The organism is uncultured Stenotrophomonas sp., from assembly GCF_945952405.1.
GTDB lineage: Bacteria > Pseudomonadota > Gammaproteobacteria > Xanthomonadales > Xanthomonadaceae > Stenotrophomonas.
The window spans coordinates 110,729-126,106 of sequence record NZ_CAMFIA010000001.1; the positions used below are offsets into that span (position 1 = coordinate 110,729).

Consider the following 15,378-nt stretch of genomic DNA (forward strand, 5'->3'; position numbering starts at 1 on the left):
AGACGCGGCCGCGTGCAGGATGCAACGCTACCCCCACAGCGCAGGATGCGAGGGGGCGGCAGCAGGCCGACAGGGACGTAACGATTGCCCGGTACGACACATGGCTGTGTCGCCGGGCAGTTTCATTTCCGGCGCCTGGTTTTGCCGCGGCCACCACGGGCCGATGGTGTACGGTGGCCGCTCCGCATGGAAAGGACCCCGCTGGATGCTTCCGCACCGCCCCACGACCCTGATCGTCGCCCTTGCACTGGCCCTGCCGCTGCTGGCGCATGCCGCTGCGCCTTCGCCGGCGTCGGCCGGCACGGCCGAGGTGCGCGGGCCGACCGACCTCAAGCCCGGCGAATACCTGTGGCATCCGGAAATCTCGCCGAGCGGGCCGATCGTGCTGGTGGTCAGCCTCGACGAGCAACGCGCCTATGTGTACCGCAACGGCATCGCCATCGGCCTGACCACGATCAGCTCGGGCAAGGCCGGGCACGAGACCCCGACCGGCGTGTTCACCATCCTGCAGAAGGACAAGGACCACCGTTCCAACCTCTACAACAGCGCGCCGATGCCGTACATGCAGCGGCTGACCTGGGATGGCATCGCCCTGCATGGCGGTAGCCTGCCCGGGCACCCGGCCTCGCATGGCTGCGTGCGTTTGCCGCAGGCCTTCGCGCAGAAACTGTTCAGTGAAACCCAGCGCGGTGACACCGTGGTCGTGGCCGATGCCAAGAGCTCGCCGATGACCCTGGCCTATCCGTCGGTGCTGGCCCCGGTCAACGCGCGCGGCCAGGCCCTGCCCGAGAGCGAGGGCGGGGCGCCGGCACAGGCTTGGTGGAACGACAGCGCGGCCCCGGCCGGGCAGGTCGGGATCCTGGTCAGCCTGCATGACCAGCGCCTGTATGTGCTGCGCGACGGCGTGATGATCGGCGAATCGCCGCTGAAGGCCGACGCCCTGCCGGCCTTCCAGGGCACCACCCTGTTCGTGATGGGGCAGGGTTACAGCGATACCCCCAGCCCGCTGGACGTGAACCAGCGCCTGCACCAGTGGACGGCCTATCCGCTGCTGGGCCAGGAGCGCGGCCAGGCCACGCCGGACCTGCTGGCCACCCCCTCGCTGCCGATGGCGCTGCCGGCCGATTTCGCCCGCCAGCTGTACCAGGTGCTGGTGCCCGGCACGACCCTGCTGGTCACCTCGCTGCCGGCGGTCCGCCCAAGCCCGGCTGAATCCGGAATGCAGCCGGTCTTGGAATCCGAGCCGCCAGGGTCCACCCTCAAGGGCAACTGAGTCCCTCGTTGTGCCCATGACTGCATCCCGCCTGTGCCGGCTGGCCGCGTTCGGCCTGCTGGCGACTTCGGCCAGCGCCCCGGCGCTGGCACAGACGCCCGCCCTCGCCACCAGTGCCGATGATCTGGCTGCCTTGCTGTCGCGCAGTGCGCCCAAGGCCGACCGCCACGTGTTGCAGCTGGCGGCGCATGCCATGCGCTGCGCGCTGCAGCGGCCGGAACTGGGTATCAATGGTGATCGCCTGAGCGTGATCGACTATTCGCGTCCCTCCACCGAGCCGCGGCTGTGGGTGTTCGACCTGGCCCATCAGCGCCTGCTGTTCGAGGAATGGGTGGCGCATGGCCGCAACAGTGGTGAAAACCGCACCGAGCACTTCTCCAACCGCGACGGCAGCTACATGTCGAGCCTCGGCGCGTTCACCGCGCAGGAGACCTACATGGGCGGCAACGGTTACTCGTTGCGCCTGGCCGGGCTGGAGCCCGGTTTCAACGACCGCGCGCGCGAGCGTGCGATCGTCATCCACGGCGCCCCCTATGTGAACCCGGCCACCGCGCAGCTGCAGGGCCGGCTTGGCCGCAGCCTAGGCTGCCCTGCGGTACGCCTGTCGGTGGCCAGGCCGCTGATCGACGCATTGCGCGGCGGCACCCTGGTGTTCGCCTACTACCCCGACCAGGACTGGCTGAAGCACTCGCAGCTGCTCGGCGGTGAGTGCGGCGGCCAGGGCACGCTCGCCACGCGGTGATGCACAGCGGCGCGCGGCGTGATGCAATGTGCCGATGAACATCGATGCCCTGCTGCACACTCCGAGCCAGGTGATCTCCAGCCTGGACTATCGCCGCGAACGCTGGCGCAACGGCCTGGGCTGGACCCGCGAAATCCTGCGCCTGCCATCGCAGGGAGAGGACTGGGCGTTGCGCCTGTCGGTCGCCGAGATCGAACAGGACGCCGCGTTCTCCGCCTTCCCCGGTGTCGAACGCGAACTGGTGCTGCTGCAGGGCAATGGCGTGCGCCTGCGCTTCGAGGACGGTCGCGTGGCCGAGGTGCTGCCGCCGCATGGGCGGGTGCGTTTTGCCGGCGAGGAAGCACTGCACGGCGAGCTGGTCGACGGCACCACCCACGACTTCAACCTGATGTGGAAGCGCGGGCTGCTGCAGGCCGAACTGCTGCACCGGCCGCTGGTCGGTTCGATGTTCTTCTTCTGCGAGCCGGGCGTAGCCTGGGCGTTGCACCTGCTGGCCGGGCATGCCGCTTTCGGTGCCGACAGCAGCCTGCCGCCGCTGCAGGCAGGCGATACCGCCTGGTTGTCGGCCGGTGAGCGGCAACGGCACGCGCTGCAGGGCGGCGGTGAACTGCTGGCGATCCGGGTCAGCGCCGCCGGGTCATGACCGTGCAGCGCCGAGCGCGCGCTCGGCCGCGCTGAAGTAGATCCACGCCATGCGTGGATAGCGCAGAGCCTGGGATGTCATGCGGAGCGGTTCGTGCAGCGCCGAGCGCGCGCTCGGCTGCGCGTGAAGTAGATCCACGCCATGCGTGGATAGCGCAGAGCCTGGGATGTCATTCAGGGCCGCTTCGCAGCCACCCGTCCGCTCAATACACATCCCGCCGGTAGCGGCCCGCCAGCAGCAGCGCTTCCTTGCCCGCACTGCCCAGCACCTGTTCGATCACCGCGTCCACCGCCGGTGCCATGCCCTGCAAGCTGCCGCAGACCAGGATCGTGGCGCCTTCATCGACCCAGTGCCGCAGTGTCGCGGCTTCGGCCAGCAGCCGGTCCTGCACGTAGTGGTGGGTGCCGCCATCGCGACTGAACACCGCATCCAGCCGTGACAACGTGCCGTCGGCACGCATGGCCTGCAGCTCCGCGCCGAAGTGGAAGTCGTGCGCCGCAGTGCGCTCTCCGAACAGCAGCCAGGTCCGTCGTGCACCTTGCCGCACGCGTTCATGCAGGTGTGCGCGCAGGCCGGCAATGCCGGTGCCGTTGCCGATCAGCAGCAGCGGCACGTCGGCGCCGACGCCATGGAAGTTGTCATTGCGGCGCAGGCGCAGCTGCACGGTTTCGCCGACCGCGGCGTGGTCACACAGCCAGCCGCTGCCGATGCCGGGCGTGCCATCGGCGCGCAGCTGCCGGCGCAGCAGCAGTTCCACGGCACCGTCGGCCATCACCGAGGCGATCGAGTACTCGCGGTGTGGCAACGGCTGCAGCGCCGCCAGCAGCGCAGGCAGGTCACCGGGCGGAACCAGCGAAGGCAGGTGTGAGCGTTCGACCCGGGCCAGCAGTGTCTGCCCGTCGTCCAGCAGCGTGTCCGCGTCGAAGTGCTGCGATTCCAGCCACGCGCGCGCGCTGTGGCGGGCGTGCTGCGGGCCGATCTCGGCGATGTCGCCGGCCTGCCACTGCGCAGTGGTGTCGGCGGGCGGCTGCAGGCGCAACCAGTACACCGGGCCACCGGGGCTGCCCGGGTTCAGGTGCTGGCGCTGCAGCAGCGTCCACGGCTGGTACTCGGCGGGGCTCCAGTCGGGCAGTTCGCTGGCGCCGCCACCGATCTGGCCCAGCAGCTGCTGCCAATGACGCAGCGCGGCCGGGTCGGCATTGTCGACTTCGATCGCATCGAACAACGGATGCGCGCCCTGTTGGCGCAGCCAATGATCGAGCTGGTGGCCGAATCCACAGAAGTGGCCGTAGCTGCGATCGCCCAGCGCGAGGACGCCGTAGTGCAGATGCTGCAGCGCAGGCGGCGCGGTCATCACCCCGCGCAGGAAGGGCAGTACGTGATCGGGCGGGTCACCCTCGCCGGTGGTGCTGGCGATGAACAACGCACGCTGGCTGCCGGCCAGCAGCGCCGCATCCACCTCATGCAAGCCGCGCACGCGCACTGGCAGGCCGGCGCCGCGCAGCGCTTCTGCGCTGCGCTCGGCCAGCTCGCGGGCGAAGCCGGTCTGGCTGGACCAGGCCAGCAGCACCGGAGTGACGCCTGCGGATGCCGCATCGTCGCGCGGGCGGCCACGCCACCACAGCGCCGCACAGGCCAGCGCATACAGCAGGGTGGCGGCCGTCGCGATCTGCGATTGCCTTGCGGGCGGCGCGCCCTGCCACCAGGCCTCGCCCAGGTGCAGGCGCAGCAGCGCCCAGCCGATCGCCGCCAGCAGGAGCAGGACCAGGGCATTGCCGAGCCCGGCGCGTGAGCGGCGTGGGCTCATGCGTCCTGCTCATCGAGCAGGCGCTGGAACGCGCTGCTGAGAAACTCGCGCGGGCCTGCTGCTACGCGCTGTAGGTAGCGTGCAGCCAGTCCTTCGCGCTCGGCCAGTGCCATGCCGGATTCGTGGCCGAGCACGGTCAGTGCGGTGGCCCAGGCATCGGCGTGCATGGCGTCGTCGGCCACCACCGTCACTGCGGCGGCGACCTGACGTACCGGAAGGCCGGTGCGCGGATCGATGCTGTGGCTGTAAGCCTCGCCATCGGCCTGATACTGGTGCCAGCGATCACCGGAGGTGGCGACCGCCTTGCCGTCCAGCGCGAGGACCCGCGGCGGGATATCGGATTGCAGGTCTTCTTCCGGCGCCGACTCCACCAGCACCCGCCACGGCTGGCCGTCCGGCTTGCGGCCGTAGCCGGCCAGCTCGCCACCGACTTCCACCAGCGCCGCAGTGATGCCCTCTGCACGCAGCCAGGCGGTTACCTGGTCGACACCGAACCCTTTGGCGATCGCCGACAGGTCCAGCTCCAGTCCACCCGGTTGCAGCAGGGCGGCGTCCTGCCAATGCAGGCGTTGCCAGCCGCAGCGCGCGCGGGTGGCCTGCAGGGTGGCGGCGTCGGGCTGGCGACGCTCGCCGGCGTGTGCGCCGAAGCCCCACAGCGCCACCAACGGGCCGATCGTGGGATCGAAGGCACCGTCGCTGGCGGCGGCGATGGACTGCGCGCAGGCCAGGACCTGGCGGGTCTCTGCCGGCAGCCCGCACCAGCGGCCGGCCTCGGCGCGGTTGTAGCGGCTCAGGTCCGAGCCGGGTTCCCAGGTGCTCATCTGCGCAACCACCTGCTGCAGACGCGCCTGGATGCCGGCGTGCAGCGGGTGCAGGTCGCGCTGGCGTGGCGCAACCAGCGACACGCTCCAGGTGGTACCCATGGTGGTGCCGCCAAGGCGGGCGATGTCGAGCGGGGATCCGGTCATGGTGGCGCGTTGCGGTCGCGATGCCGGGTTCGCCCGGCATCGCGGAGCCGCTTACTGCGGAAGCACTTCCAGCGTGGCGACGTAGCTGAGGCGACGCTTGGCGGCCTGCTTGACCGAGGTCTTGTTGTCCTCGGTGCCGGTTTCCAGCCAGTACATGCCGGCTTCCGGCCAGGTCACCTTGATTTCGCCCTTGGCGTCGCTGGTCAGCTTCAGCTCGTCCTGCGCGTTGCGGTAGCGGGTGGCGCCCCGCACGATCTCGAATTCCAGGCCGGCGGTCGGCTTGCCGTCGACCAGTACGCGGAAGGTGGCTTCCTCGCCGGCGAACAGGTCGTTGGGGTGGCCGACGGCGACCAGTTCGATGCCGCGGTTGGTCGGCTTCAGCGCAGCGTCGTTCGGCGCGCCGTTGGTGACGAAGGTTTCCACGCGGCCAATGGACTGGCTGACTTCCAGCTTCTTCGCATCCTTCGGCAGTTCGCCGAAGGTGGCCACGCTGCCGCGCCAGCGCTTGCGCTCACCGTTCTGCTCGTAGGTGGCGAACAGGCCGTCGTTGACCGATGCGATGCGGTAGGTGCCCTGCTGCTTCAGCTCGAGGTCGAACACGCTGCGGTACTTGCCGGTCGAGGCGTTCTGCGGCTGCACGCTGCTGCCGTCCGGTGCGGTGATCACCAGCGATTCCAGGCGCAGCGGTACATGGTTGAAGTAGAACAGGTCGTTGGAGACCGCTCCATCGACGGTGATCCACGGCGCGTTGCCGGCGATCACGGTCTGCGAGGGCAGCAGCCAGGCCTTGTGGGCCAGGGCCGAGAAGGGAAGGGCAGCGGCCAGGGCGGCGGCGAGGACGAGCGTGCGCTTCATGCGGAAGACTCCAGTTGGAAGGGGTCGGATCCCTTTCCAACGGAAAGGGCTCTGACCCCGAGGGGTAGGGCGATGGGGTCAGCGCCCTTCCTGCGGAAGGGATCCGACCCCGGCTCAGGCAGTTACGGTTTGACGGCGAGGGTGACTTGGCCCAGCTCGGTGGCGCCCTGCGCCTTGCCGTTCTGCGCGGCGGTGGCCGGCCAGGTGAAGGGGATCTTCAGCAGTTCGCGGCCGCCGACTTCGCGCACCGCTTCCACCACCAGGGTGTAGTTGCCCGGGGCCAGCTGCTTCAGCGCCGGCTGCCGGTCGTTGAACGACAGCGCGTGCTTGCCGGCCGGGCGGGTCGGGCCGGTCACGCCGTCCACCGGTACCTGCAGGGTACGGCCGCTCTTGCGCCACCACTGGCGCAGGTCAGGCAGCCACTTGGTGCCGTGGCCTTCGCTGTTGCTGGTCTGCTGGTACCAGACCGACAGGTTGGCCGCGACCTTCTGGTCGGCGCCTTCCAGCCACACTGCCACATAGGGACGGTGGTACTCGGCGACGTTGAGCTTGGGCACTTCGACGTTGATGTCGAGCGTGGTGGCGTAGGCCGGCGAGGTGGCCAGCAGGCCGCTGAGGGCGATGGTCAGGGTGACGCGCATGGGGCGGCTCCGGGGAAACGGACGGAAATCACGGGTGGAAGTCAGTGGATCAGCAGCAGGGCGATCAGCAGCGGAATCATCAGGCCGAGGCCGACCAGCGGCCAGGTCATGCGCCGCTGCCGCGCATGCAGGTGCAGCAGGAACAGGCCGGTGATGCAGAACACCAGGCAGGCCACGGCGAACAGGTCCAGGAACCAGCCCCACGCCGGGCCGGCGTTGCGCCCCTTGTGCAGGTCGTTGAGGTAGGACACCACGCCGCGCGAGGTTGATTCGTACTCCACCGCACCGGTCTGGCGATCGATGCTCAGCCAGGCGTCGCCGCCGGGGCGCGGCAGCGACAGGTAGATTTCTTCGGCCGACCACTCGGCCGGGCGACCGCCGATGGCGATGCCCAGCTGCGCGTCCAGCCACTGCCGGGCCGGGCGCGGGATCGGTGCGTTGCCGTCTTCACGCGTGCCCAGCTGGCCGAGCAGCGCGGCCGGCAGTTCCAGGTGCTGGTTCTGCACCTGGGGCCTGGCTTCGATCTTCGCCGCGTGGTTGAGGGTCAGACCGGTCACCGCGAACAGCAGCATGCCGATCAGGCACACCGCCGAGCTGATCCAGTGCCACTGGTGCAGCGTGCGCAGCCAGAAGCCACGACTCTGTTGCTGCTGCACGGTGGAGGAGGCAGGGCGGCTCACGGCACGGTTCGAGGCGGACGGGGACTGCCCATTACATCATTGATGAGAATAGCTCGCAATTGCGTGTCGTTCTGTATCCCTGCGGAGGCAATGCCGGCCAGCGGCCGGCACTACCGATATGCTGGGACTGCCGGCCAGCGGCCGGCACTACCGATATGCTGGGACTGCCGGCCAGCGGCCGGCACTACCGAAAGGCGGCATGCGTGGATGACGCACCGGCCTGGCAGAAATCAGAACTTCGCGTTCAACGAGATCCAGTAGCTGCGGCGCTGGTCCTTGGTCGCGTAGTCGTCCACGCAGTTGAACTCGCTCGGGTTGATCAGCAGGCACGACTGCGAGACGAAATCCTTGTCGAACAGATTGTTGACCCGGGCGTTGACCGTCAGCCACGGCGTTGCCTTCCAGCTGCCGCCGAGGTGGAAGATCGTGTAGTCCTCGTAGTAGCGGGTGCGGCTGCTACCCGTGGCGTCCAGCAGGGTGTCGCGGTAGCGGTCATAACGGCCTTCGCCGGTCAGCGACAGGCTCACTGCCTCGTTGACCTGCCAGTTCAGGCTGGCGTTGGCCATGTGCTTGGCCGGGGTGGTGCCGCTGATCGGCAGGCCCTTCTGCGCGCCGCTGGTCTGCTCGCTCCTGGTCCAGGTGTAGTTGCCGCGCAGCTGCAGGGTGTCGAGCAGGTCGACGTGCGCGGCCAGTTCGGCGCCACGCGTCTCGGCCTTGTCGATGTTCACGCTCTGGGTGAAGGTGCTGTAGCCCAGCGCCGCCCAGCCCGGGCCGATGTCCACGCAGTAGCCGCTGCCGGCCGGCGCCACTTCGCAGTTCGGGAACGTGCCGCCGCTGGCGATCTTGTCCTCGAACCTGTTGAAGAAGCCGGTCACGTTGAAGCCCCAGCGCCGGCCTTCGTAATAGGCGGCCAGCTCGTAGTTGGTGCTGGTTTCGGGCTTCAGGTTGGGTGAGCCCACCAGCGGCAGCACGCCCTGGCCGCCGAAGCCGGTGATGCCGGGGAACAGCTGGTCCGGGCGCGGCGTCTTGTAGCCGGTGCTGACACCGCCCTTGAAGGTCCACGCATCAGTGGCATTCCACACCAGGTAGCCACGCGGGCTGAGGTGGCTGCCGAACACGTTGTGGTCGTCATGGCGCAGGCCGAAGGTGGCGGTGAGGGTATCGGTCAGCGCCCAGTTGTCCTCGGCGAACAGGGCCCACATGCGGTGCTTCTGCTTGGTGTTGCTGCGATAGCCGGCACCGTCCATGCCGAATACGCCGTCGACCATGTCGGTGTCGTTGTACTGGCCGCCGACGGTCAGCTTGTGCGCGCCGAAGTCCAGGTCCAGCATCGTGTCCAGCACGTAGCCTTCCAGTTCCATGGTGCGCAGTGGGCGCGGCAGGAACGCCTGCAGGCGTGCCAGTTCGCCCGGGTTGAGGGCGGCCAGCGCATTGCCACGACCGGCGGCGCAGTTGTTGGCCGCACCGGTACGGCGGCAGACATCGTTCCACAGCGTCTGCAGGTTGGCGCGTTCGTCCAGGGTCAGCGGCAGCGAGCGGCCGAGGTTGCTGCTCTTGCTGTGGGTCAGCGAGGTCTGCCAGGTACCGAAGCTGTAGCGACCCTGGTGGGTCAGCGACAGCTGGTCGCGCTCGTAGCGCTGGTAGGCGGTGTAGCCCACGCGCGGCTGCACCACGCGGCGGGTGAGCGTACCGTTGCCGTTCGGATTGGGAATGACGGCATTGCCGACGCGCCACAGGCTGGCCAGGCTGTCCAGCGTGCCGGTCTGGCCTTCGCTGTTGTCGTACTTCTGTCGGGAGACGTCGTAGTCCAGCCACAGTTCGTGGTCATCGTTGACCCGGAAGTCCAGGCGCACGCCGGTGTTCCAGTTGGTGTTGGCCACCGACTTGCCACCGCCACCGAAGCCGATGCTGCGCTCCCACAGGCTGCCGTCGGGCAGGGTCAGTGCCTCCCACTCCGGGTTGGAGGCCTTGGCGTCGTAATAGCTGCCACGCACTGCCAGGCTGAGGCGATCCTTCAGCAGCGGGCCGCTGAGGTACAGATCGGTGGTGCGTGCATCACCGAACTGGTCGTCCTGCTGCACGGTGAAGCCCTGGGTGAGCGCGCCATGCCAGCTGTCCTGGTTGCGGCGGGTGATGATGTTGATGACGCCGCCCATCGCGTCCGAGCCGTACAGGGTGGACATCGGGCCGCGCACCACTTCGATGCGCTCGATCGCATCCAGCGGCGGCAGGTAAGCGAACTGGCCGCCACCGAAGTTGTTCGGGTACAGCTGGCCGACGTTGCTCTGGCGGCGACCGTCGATCAGCACCAGGGTGTACTCGGACGGCAGGCCGCGCATCGAGAGGGTGGCACGGCCGTTCTTGTCGGTGGCTTCCAGGCCGACGTCGATGCCTTCGACGTCGCGCAGCGCGTCGACCAGGTTGGTGTAGGGACGCTTGCTGAGTTCTTCGCGGCTGACCACGCTGATGCTGGCCGGCGCATCGATCACCTTCTGCTCGAAGCCGGAGGCGGTGACCACCACCTTGTCCAGCGTCTGCGGAGCGCCGGCGGCGTCGGCGTGGGCCAGGGCGGGCGCGGACAAGGCCAGCAGCACGGCGCGGGTCAGCAGGGGACGGGACAGGAACGAACGGACACGATGGCGCTGGGCCATGGCAGTTACCTCGAAGGATGCAGGAAGACGCGATGCCATGCGCGCAAGGCGCGGCATGCGTGGGAAGGCCCGGTCAGGGGCGGCAGGAATGAAGCAGGCAGCGGCGTACGTGCGCGACCGCGCGGGCGGTCACGGCGGGCCGTGGATCAGGCGAGCGGCGGCGCCTGGCCGCGTTGCTGGCGGCGCCCCGGGGCATCGGCCCAGGGCGTGTCCGGAGCAGCCAGCGGCCAGTCCGGGCGCACGCCGGGCGTGGCCGGCGTGGCGGGTACGAGTTCGAGTTCGCTACGCAGCCAATGGCTGGCCAGCAGCAGCGGCGGTCGCGCCTGTTCGGCGCACTTCAGCGGCGCCGAGCCGCAGCGGCGCAGCTTGGCCGGTGCTTCTTCCTGCAGGGGGCCTTCACCGCCGCGTTCCTCCAGCGGGGTCTGCACCGCCATCCCGGCCTGGGCCTGCGGCAGCAGCGGCAGGGTGCCCAGCAGCAGTGCCAGCATCGCTACCCATGCCAGCAGGCCCGCCAGCGCAGGGCGCTGGCCGCGCATGGCGGTCCCCATCTGGCGATGGATGAGTGGGCGAGGGCGAAGCGGGCGCAGCAAGCAGGAATCCCCGGGTGGTCTGCCGGCAGCGGCCGGCATCAACGGGGCGTGATTGTAATGAGAGCCGTTAGCGGTTGCAAATGAGAATGATTGCCAGAATGTCGCGGTCCGGCCAGGCGTGGCTCAGACCTCGCTCCAGCGCCGCAGCAGGTTGTGGTACACCCCGGTCAGCTGCAGCACCGCATCGGCGTCGCCGCCGGTCTGCCGCAGGCGTTCGATCGAGCCGTCCATTTCCCATAGCAGGCGCCGCTGCACGTCATCGCGGATCATGCTCTGCACCCAGAAGAACGAGGCCACGCGCGCGCCGCAGGTTACCGGCCGTACCTGGTGCAGGCTGCTGGACGGGTACACGATCAGGTCGCCGGCCGGCAGCTTCACTTCATGCTCGCCGTAGGTATCGCTGATGACCAGCTCGCCGCCCTCGTACTCCTCGGGTGCGGACAGGAACAGGGTGCAGGAGATGTCCGAGCGCAGCTGTTCGCCGTTGGCCAGGTTCATCACCGCGCCATCGACATGGAAGCCATAGGTGCCGCCACCGCTGTAGCGGTTGAAGCGCGGCGGCAGGTACTTCAACGGCAGTGCTGCGCTGAAGAACAACGGGTGCCGGGCCAGTGCGACCAGCAGGATCTCGCCCAGTTCGCGGCGCAGCGGCGAGGCCTCGGGCAGCTGCTGGTTGTGCTTGGCCTGCGCGCCGAGGTGACCGACGGTCTCGCGGCCATCGGTCCAGTCGGCGGTGTCGAGGCGGCGGCGGAATTCGGCCACCTGTTCGGCACTGAGGATGTCGGGGATGTGCAGCAGCATGCGGAATTCCTCAGCAGGAAGGCGGTGCGACCAGGGCACGCACCTGTGGATGCGGCGACGCGGCCAGTTCCGGCACGATGTGCGCCATGAACGCCGGGCTGCCGTGGGCCAGTGCCTGGCGCAGCCAGTGCACGGCCTGTTCGACCTGGCCGGCCTGCAGCAGGATCGACGCGTAGTTGGCCTGGCCGCGGAAATCACCGGCCTCGGCGGCACGCCGGTACCAGGCCAGTGCGGCCTGCGGATCCGGCGCGGTGTCCAGCCCGTCCTCAAGGTGGCGGGCCAGCAGGTTCATCGATTTGGCATGGCCCTGGTGCGCAGCTCGGGTGTACAGCGCGAGCGCCTGTGCGCGGTCCTGGGCAACGCCGCGGCCGGTCGCCAGCAGGTTGGCCAGGTTGTACAGGCCCCAGTCCAGGCCGCTGTCGGCTGCGCGCCGGTACCACACCGCGGCCAGTACCGGGTCGGCCGGCGTGCCCTGGCCCAGTTCATGGCAGCGGCCGAGCATGTTCATCGCCATCGGCGCGCCGTTGTTGGCGGCGGTTTCATACCAGAGCAGCGCCGCCGAAGCGTCCTGCGCGGTGCCCTTGCCTTCCATGTGCATCTGCGCGAGCAGCAGTTGTGCATCGACCTGCCCGGCCTGCGCCGCGTCGCGCACGCGCGCGAACGCGGCCTGTGGATCGTGCTGCAGCAGGTCAGCCAGGGCGTCGCTGTCGAAGGGAGTGCGGGTAGCCATGAGTGCAGTATCGCCGGAAACAAAAACGGCGGCAGGAAGCCCTGCCGCCGTGGAGCGTGATGTTGGATCAGAACTTCACGTTCAGTGCCAGCGTGGCCGAGCGACCCGGGGCGATGCTCGCGTAATGCGAGGCATAGGCCTTGGTGAAGTAGGTCTTGTCGGTCAGGTTCTGCACGTTGAGCTGCAGGCTGATGTTGTCCTGGATCGCGTAGCTGGCCATCGCGTCGAAGCGGGTGTAGCTGGCGATCCACTTGGTGTTGGCGACATCACCGTACTGCTTGTCCGAGTAGAACGCACCCGCGCCGACGGTCAGGCCGATCGGGAAGCGGTAGGTGGTCCACAGGTTGGCGCTGTGCTTGGCGGTGTTCGGGAACTCGTTGCCGTTGTTCGGCGACGGCACGTAGATGCCGCTCGGGCAGGTACGGCCCGACACCGCGCAGACGAAGCCGTTGTCCTTCAGCTCCGAGTCCAGGTAGGTGTAGCCGCCGTACAGGCTCCAGGCGTCGGTCAGCTGGCCGGTGAAGCCCAGTTCGAAGCCGTTGATTTCCTTCTTGCCGGCATTCTGGCTGGTGCCGTTGTCGATCGTCACGCGCGCGTTGTTCATCACGGTGTGGAAGATCGCGGCGGTCAGGTTCAGGCGCTTGTCGAACAGGTCCCACTTGGTACCCAGCTCGAGGTTCTTGGTGTCCTGCGGCTTGAGGTCGGCCACGGCAGCGCTCAGGCCGTCCGAGCCGTCACCACCGTCCATGCCCGGCGGGGTCGAGGAAGTGCCCCAGGACAGGTAGATGCTGCCGTTGGCAACCGGCTTGAACACCACGCCCGCCTGGTAGTTCAGGAAGTCGTTGCTGTTGCGCACGCGGCTGGGCGCGGCACCGGCCACCGGGGTGGTCAGGGTGGTGCGGAAGTCGTCGTAGCGCAGGCCGAGGTTGACCATCCACTGCTCATTGAGCTCGATGGTGTCGAACAGGTAGGCCGAGGTGGTCTTGGTGCGCTGCTCGACATCCAGTGCCTTGTCGCTGCGGTACACCGAGTGGGCGGCAGCCCACGGGTCGTTCGGGTTCGGATTGGCGAAGCTGGTGCAGTTGTAGCCGGTGGCGGCACCGGTGGTCGGGCACTTGCTGTTGCCGGTCAGCGGGTTGCTGGTACCCGGGGTCATCAGGTAGCTGCCGCGGGTCATCTTCTCGTCGCTGTATTCCACGCCGGCGCTGTAGCTGTGCTTGAACGCGCCGGTCTGGAACGCGCCGGTCAGGCCCAGCTGGTCGGCGAAGCTCTTGACGTCGACGGCGCGGCTGTTGGTACGGCGCCACAAGGTACCGTAGTTGTTCGGGTTGCCCTGGCTGTCGTCCGGCTGGGTCCACAGGTAGTCGTTGCTGGTGTTGCCCAGGCGCGCGATGTTGCGCAGCTTGTGGCCACCGAAGTCGTAGCTGGCGTCCAGGGTGCTGATGTCGGCACGGGTGCGCTGGAAGTCACGATCGACCAGGCCGTAGTAGTTGTTGCGGTCCGGCACCATCGGGCGGCCGTCGACCCACTTCGAGGCCGGTGCGCCGTTCGGGTTGCCGTACGGGAAACCACCCGCATCCGGCAGGTCGTCGCTCTGCATGTGGTAGTGGCTGGCGATCAGCTGCGCCGGGCCGTTCAGGCCGAAGGCGATCGACGGTGCGATGCCCCAACGGCTGACGTTGGCGGCGTCGCGGCCGGCGATGTCCGACTCGTGCTTCATCAGGTTCAGGCGGGCAGCGATGCCATCGCCCAGCACATAGTTGGCATCCACGGTGCCGCGCGCGTAGCTGTCGGTGCCGACGCCCATGCTGGCGCTGGTCTCGTTCTTCAGCTTCGGGGTCTTGCTCACCAGGTTCAGGCTGCCGCCGCCGGAGTCACGGCCGCCGTAGGCCGAGCTCGGGCCCTTGACCACCTCCACCTGCTCCAGGTCGAAGATCTCGCGGGTCTGCGAACCGACGTCGCGCAGGCCATCGACGAACACGTTGCTCTGCGAATCGAAGCCACGGATGAAGGGGCGGTCGCCGGTCGGATTGCCGCCTTCGCCGGCACCGAAGGTGATGCCGGGGACCATGCGCAGCGCATCCTGCAGGTTGGTCGCACCGGTTTCGGCGATCAGCTTCTCCGACACGATCGAGACCGACTTCGGCGTGTCCAGCAGCTCGGCGGTGAATTTCGGCGAGGACGGATTGAACCAGCTGCCGCGCACCTGCACCTTGTCCAGGTCGGTGGCCTTGCTGGAGCCGGCATCGGCGGTGTCGGCGGCCTGTACGGCCAGCGGTGCGAAGCCGGCCGCCAGGGTGGCGGTGGCGAGCAGGGAAACGCGGGGGGCGTGCTTGCGGGACTTGATGTGGGTCATGGCTTGGGTGGCAGTGGCTTGGATCGGGAAAGGACGAAGGCCGAGGCGCAGACCGCGCGACGACACGTAGGCGAAGGGGGAGCGTGCAGCGCCGGGCCGATGCTCGGCGGCGCGGTGAACGACTTCAGGCGCACGGCAACCGCCGCAGGGCGCCTCAGCTGGCGTGCGGTGCGGGCGGCGCGTGGCCGGGGTTCAAGCGCAGTGCGGGATCGTGCAGCTGCCAGCGCAGGGTATCGGCGCGCCAGAGCGGGACATGGGCGACCAGGGGCGTGCGTGGCGGTGCCAGGCCGGAGCAGGGCATGCTGCCCTCGCCATCCAGCGGTGGCTCCGGTGCCGGTGCCGCGTGTTGCGGGCATTCGTCCGCCGGCGGAGCCGGCAGCGGCATGGCCTGGTGCAGCTCATCCAGCTGCGCCTGCCAGCCATGGGGGGCCATCCCGTTGTCGCGGCCCTCGTGCAGCGCCGACCAGCCCAGCAGCAGCGTCAGCAGCACGGCCACGAGCAGCGGCCACCCCTGGCGGGCGAGCTGGCACAGCGTGGCGGTGGGCGCGGGCGAAGCCATGGCGCAGGGGCAGAGTCGTTACGAAGATGTTACGCAGGATAACATCAACGATAATGATTCGCATGTGCGCGAACGGGCGAAC

At 68.7% G+C, this 15,378-nt stretch carries 14 protein-coding genes; 3 read left to right on the forward strand and 11 right to left on the reverse strand.

The window, feature by feature from the left end; translation table 11 throughout:
- Positions 1-205 precede the first annotated feature (205 nt).
- Genes Q0P60_RS00600 through Q0P60_RS00610 form a run of 3 tightly spaced genes read left to right on the forward strand, consistent with a single transcriptional unit; the run spans position 206 to position 2,658 of the window.
- Positions 206-1,273, forward strand: a complete 1,068-nt coding sequence (locus tag Q0P60_RS00600) for a L,D-transpeptidase (protein ID WP_294987207.1) — start codon at positions 206-208, stop codon at positions 1,271-1,273.
- Positions 1,274-1,289: 16 nt separating this feature from the next.
- On the forward strand, positions 1,290-2,015 hold the full coding sequence (locus Q0P60_RS00605) for a murein L,D-transpeptidase catalytic domain family protein (protein WP_294987209.1): 726 nt from the start codon (positions 1,290-1,292) through the stop codon (positions 2,013-2,015).
- A 34-nt stretch (positions 2,016-2,049) separates the two neighbouring features.
- A complete protein-coding gene (locus Q0P60_RS00610) occupies positions 2,050-2,658 on the forward strand; it encodes a HutD family protein (protein WP_294987211.1) in 609 nt (202 codons plus the stop codon).
- Positions 2,659-2,860: 202 nt separating this feature from the next.
- On the opposite strand, the gene Q0P60_RS00615 is transcribed toward Q0P60_RS00610, so the two are convergent.
- The 11 genes from Q0P60_RS00615 to Q0P60_RS00665 all read right to left on the reverse strand — a co-directional run bounded on the left by Q0P60_RS00615 (position 2,861) and on the right by Q0P60_RS00665 (position 15,296).
- Positions 2,861-4,465 (reverse strand): sulfite reductase subunit alpha, encoded by a 1,605-nt coding sequence (locus tag Q0P60_RS00615; protein WP_294987213.1) that lies wholly within the window; start codon positions 4,463-4,465, stop codon positions 2,861-2,863.
- The gene (locus tag Q0P60_RS00620; protein WP_294987215.1) at positions 4,462-5,433 is read right to left on the reverse strand and encodes an FAD:protein FMN transferase; all 972 of its coding nucleotides are present in this window, start codon (positions 5,431-5,433) and stop codon (positions 4,462-4,464) included. The genes Q0P60_RS00615 and Q0P60_RS00620 overlap by 4 nt, the downstream gene beginning before the upstream one ends.
- A gap of 51 nt (positions 5,434-5,484) precedes the next feature.
- Entirely contained in the window at positions 5,485-6,288 is an 804-nt protein-coding gene (locus Q0P60_RS00625; protein ID WP_294987217.1) for a DUF4198 domain-containing protein, read from the reverse strand.
- 122 nt (positions 6,289-6,410) lie between these two features.
- Complete coding sequence (locus Q0P60_RS00630; RefSeq protein WP_005408420.1) at positions 6,411-6,929, reverse strand: DUF2271 domain-containing protein; 519 nt, start codon at positions 6,927-6,929, stop codon at positions 6,411-6,413.
- A 41-nt stretch (positions 6,930-6,970) separates the two neighbouring features.
- Complete coding sequence (locus tag Q0P60_RS00635; protein WP_294987220.1) at positions 6,971-7,609, reverse strand: PepSY-associated TM helix domain-containing protein; 639 nt, start codon at positions 7,607-7,609, stop codon at positions 6,971-6,973.
- A 230-nt stretch (positions 7,610-7,839) separates the two neighbouring features.
- On the reverse strand, positions 7,840-10,260 hold the full coding sequence (locus Q0P60_RS00640; protein WP_294987222.1) for a TonB-dependent receptor: 2,421 nt from the start codon (positions 10,258-10,260) through the stop codon (positions 7,840-7,842).
- A 146-nt stretch (positions 10,261-10,406) separates the two neighbouring features.
- Entirely contained in the window at positions 10,407-10,808 is a 402-nt protein-coding gene (locus tag Q0P60_RS00645; RefSeq protein WP_294987224.1) for a hypothetical protein, read from the reverse strand.
- 165 nt (positions 10,809-10,973) lie between these two features.
- Positions 10,974-11,651 (reverse strand): Fe2+-dependent dioxygenase, encoded by a 678-nt coding sequence (locus Q0P60_RS00650; RefSeq protein WP_294987226.1) that lies wholly within the window; start codon positions 11,649-11,651, stop codon positions 10,974-10,976.
- Between the two features lie 10 nt (positions 11,652-11,661).
- On the reverse strand, positions 11,662-12,381 hold the full coding sequence (locus Q0P60_RS00655; RefSeq protein WP_294987228.1) for a tetratricopeptide repeat protein: 720 nt from the start codon (positions 12,379-12,381) through the stop codon (positions 11,662-11,664).
- A 67-nt stretch (positions 12,382-12,448) separates the two neighbouring features.
- A complete protein-coding gene (locus tag Q0P60_RS00660; protein WP_294987230.1) occupies positions 12,449-14,737 on the reverse strand; it encodes a TonB-dependent siderophore receptor in 2,289 nt (762 codons plus the stop codon).
- 154 nt (positions 14,738-14,891) lie between these two features.
- A complete protein-coding gene (locus tag Q0P60_RS00665; protein ID WP_294987232.1) occupies positions 14,892-15,296 on the reverse strand; it encodes a hypothetical protein in 405 nt (134 codons plus the stop codon).
- Positions 15,297-15,378 lie beyond the last annotated feature (82 nt).

Bases quoted from the DNA above. Each gene is read 5' to 3' on its own strand.
- Q0P60_RS00600 (WP_294987207.1), top strand. From the start codon at position 206: ATGCTTCCGCACCGCCCCACGACCCTGATCGTCGCCCTTGCACTGGCC.
- Q0P60_RS00605 (WP_294987209.1), top strand. From the start codon at position 1,290: ATGACTGCATCCCGCCTGTGCCGGCTGGCCGCGTTCGGCCTGCTGGCG.
- Q0P60_RS00630 (WP_005408420.1), bottom strand. From the start codon at position 6,929: ATGCGCGTCACCCTGACCATCGCCCTCAGCGGCCTGCTGGCCACCTCG.
- Q0P60_RS00625 (WP_294987217.1), bottom strand. From the start codon at position 6,288: ATGAAGCGCACGCTCGTCCTCGCCGCCGCCCTGGCCGCTGCCCTTCCC.
- Q0P60_RS00665 (WP_294987232.1), bottom strand. From the start codon at position 15,296: ATGGCTTCGCCCGCGCCCACCGCCACGCTGTGCCAGCTCGCCCGCCAG.
- Q0P60_RS00645 (WP_294987224.1), bottom strand. From the start codon at position 10,808: ATGGGGACCGCCATGCGCGGCCAGCGCCCTGCGCTGGCGGGCCTGCTG.
- Q0P60_RS00620 (WP_294987215.1), bottom strand. From the start codon at position 5,433: ATGACCGGATCCCCGCTCGACATCGCCCGCCTTGGCGGCACCACCATG.
- Q0P60_RS00615 (WP_294987213.1), bottom strand. From the start codon at position 4,465: ATGAGCCCACGCCGCTCACGCGCCGGGCTCGGCAATGCCCTGGTCCTG.
- Q0P60_RS00655 (WP_294987228.1), bottom strand. From the start codon at position 12,381: ATGGCTACCCGCACTCCCTTCGACAGCGACGCCCTGGCTGACCTGCTG.
- Q0P60_RS00610 (WP_294987211.1), top strand. From the start codon at position 2,050: ATGAACATCGATGCCCTGCTGCACACTCCGAGCCAGGTGATCTCCAGC.
- Q0P60_RS00660 (WP_294987230.1), bottom strand. From the start codon at position 14,737: ATGACCCACATCAAGTCCCGCAAGCACGCCCCCCGCGTTTCCCTGCTC.
- Q0P60_RS00650 (WP_294987226.1), bottom strand. From the start codon at position 11,651: ATGCTGCTGCACATCCCCGACATCCTCAGTGCCGAACAGGTGGCCGAA.
- Q0P60_RS00640 (WP_294987222.1), bottom strand. From the start codon at position 10,260: ATGGCCCAGCGCCATCGTGTCCGTTCGTTCCTGTCCCGTCCCCTGCTG.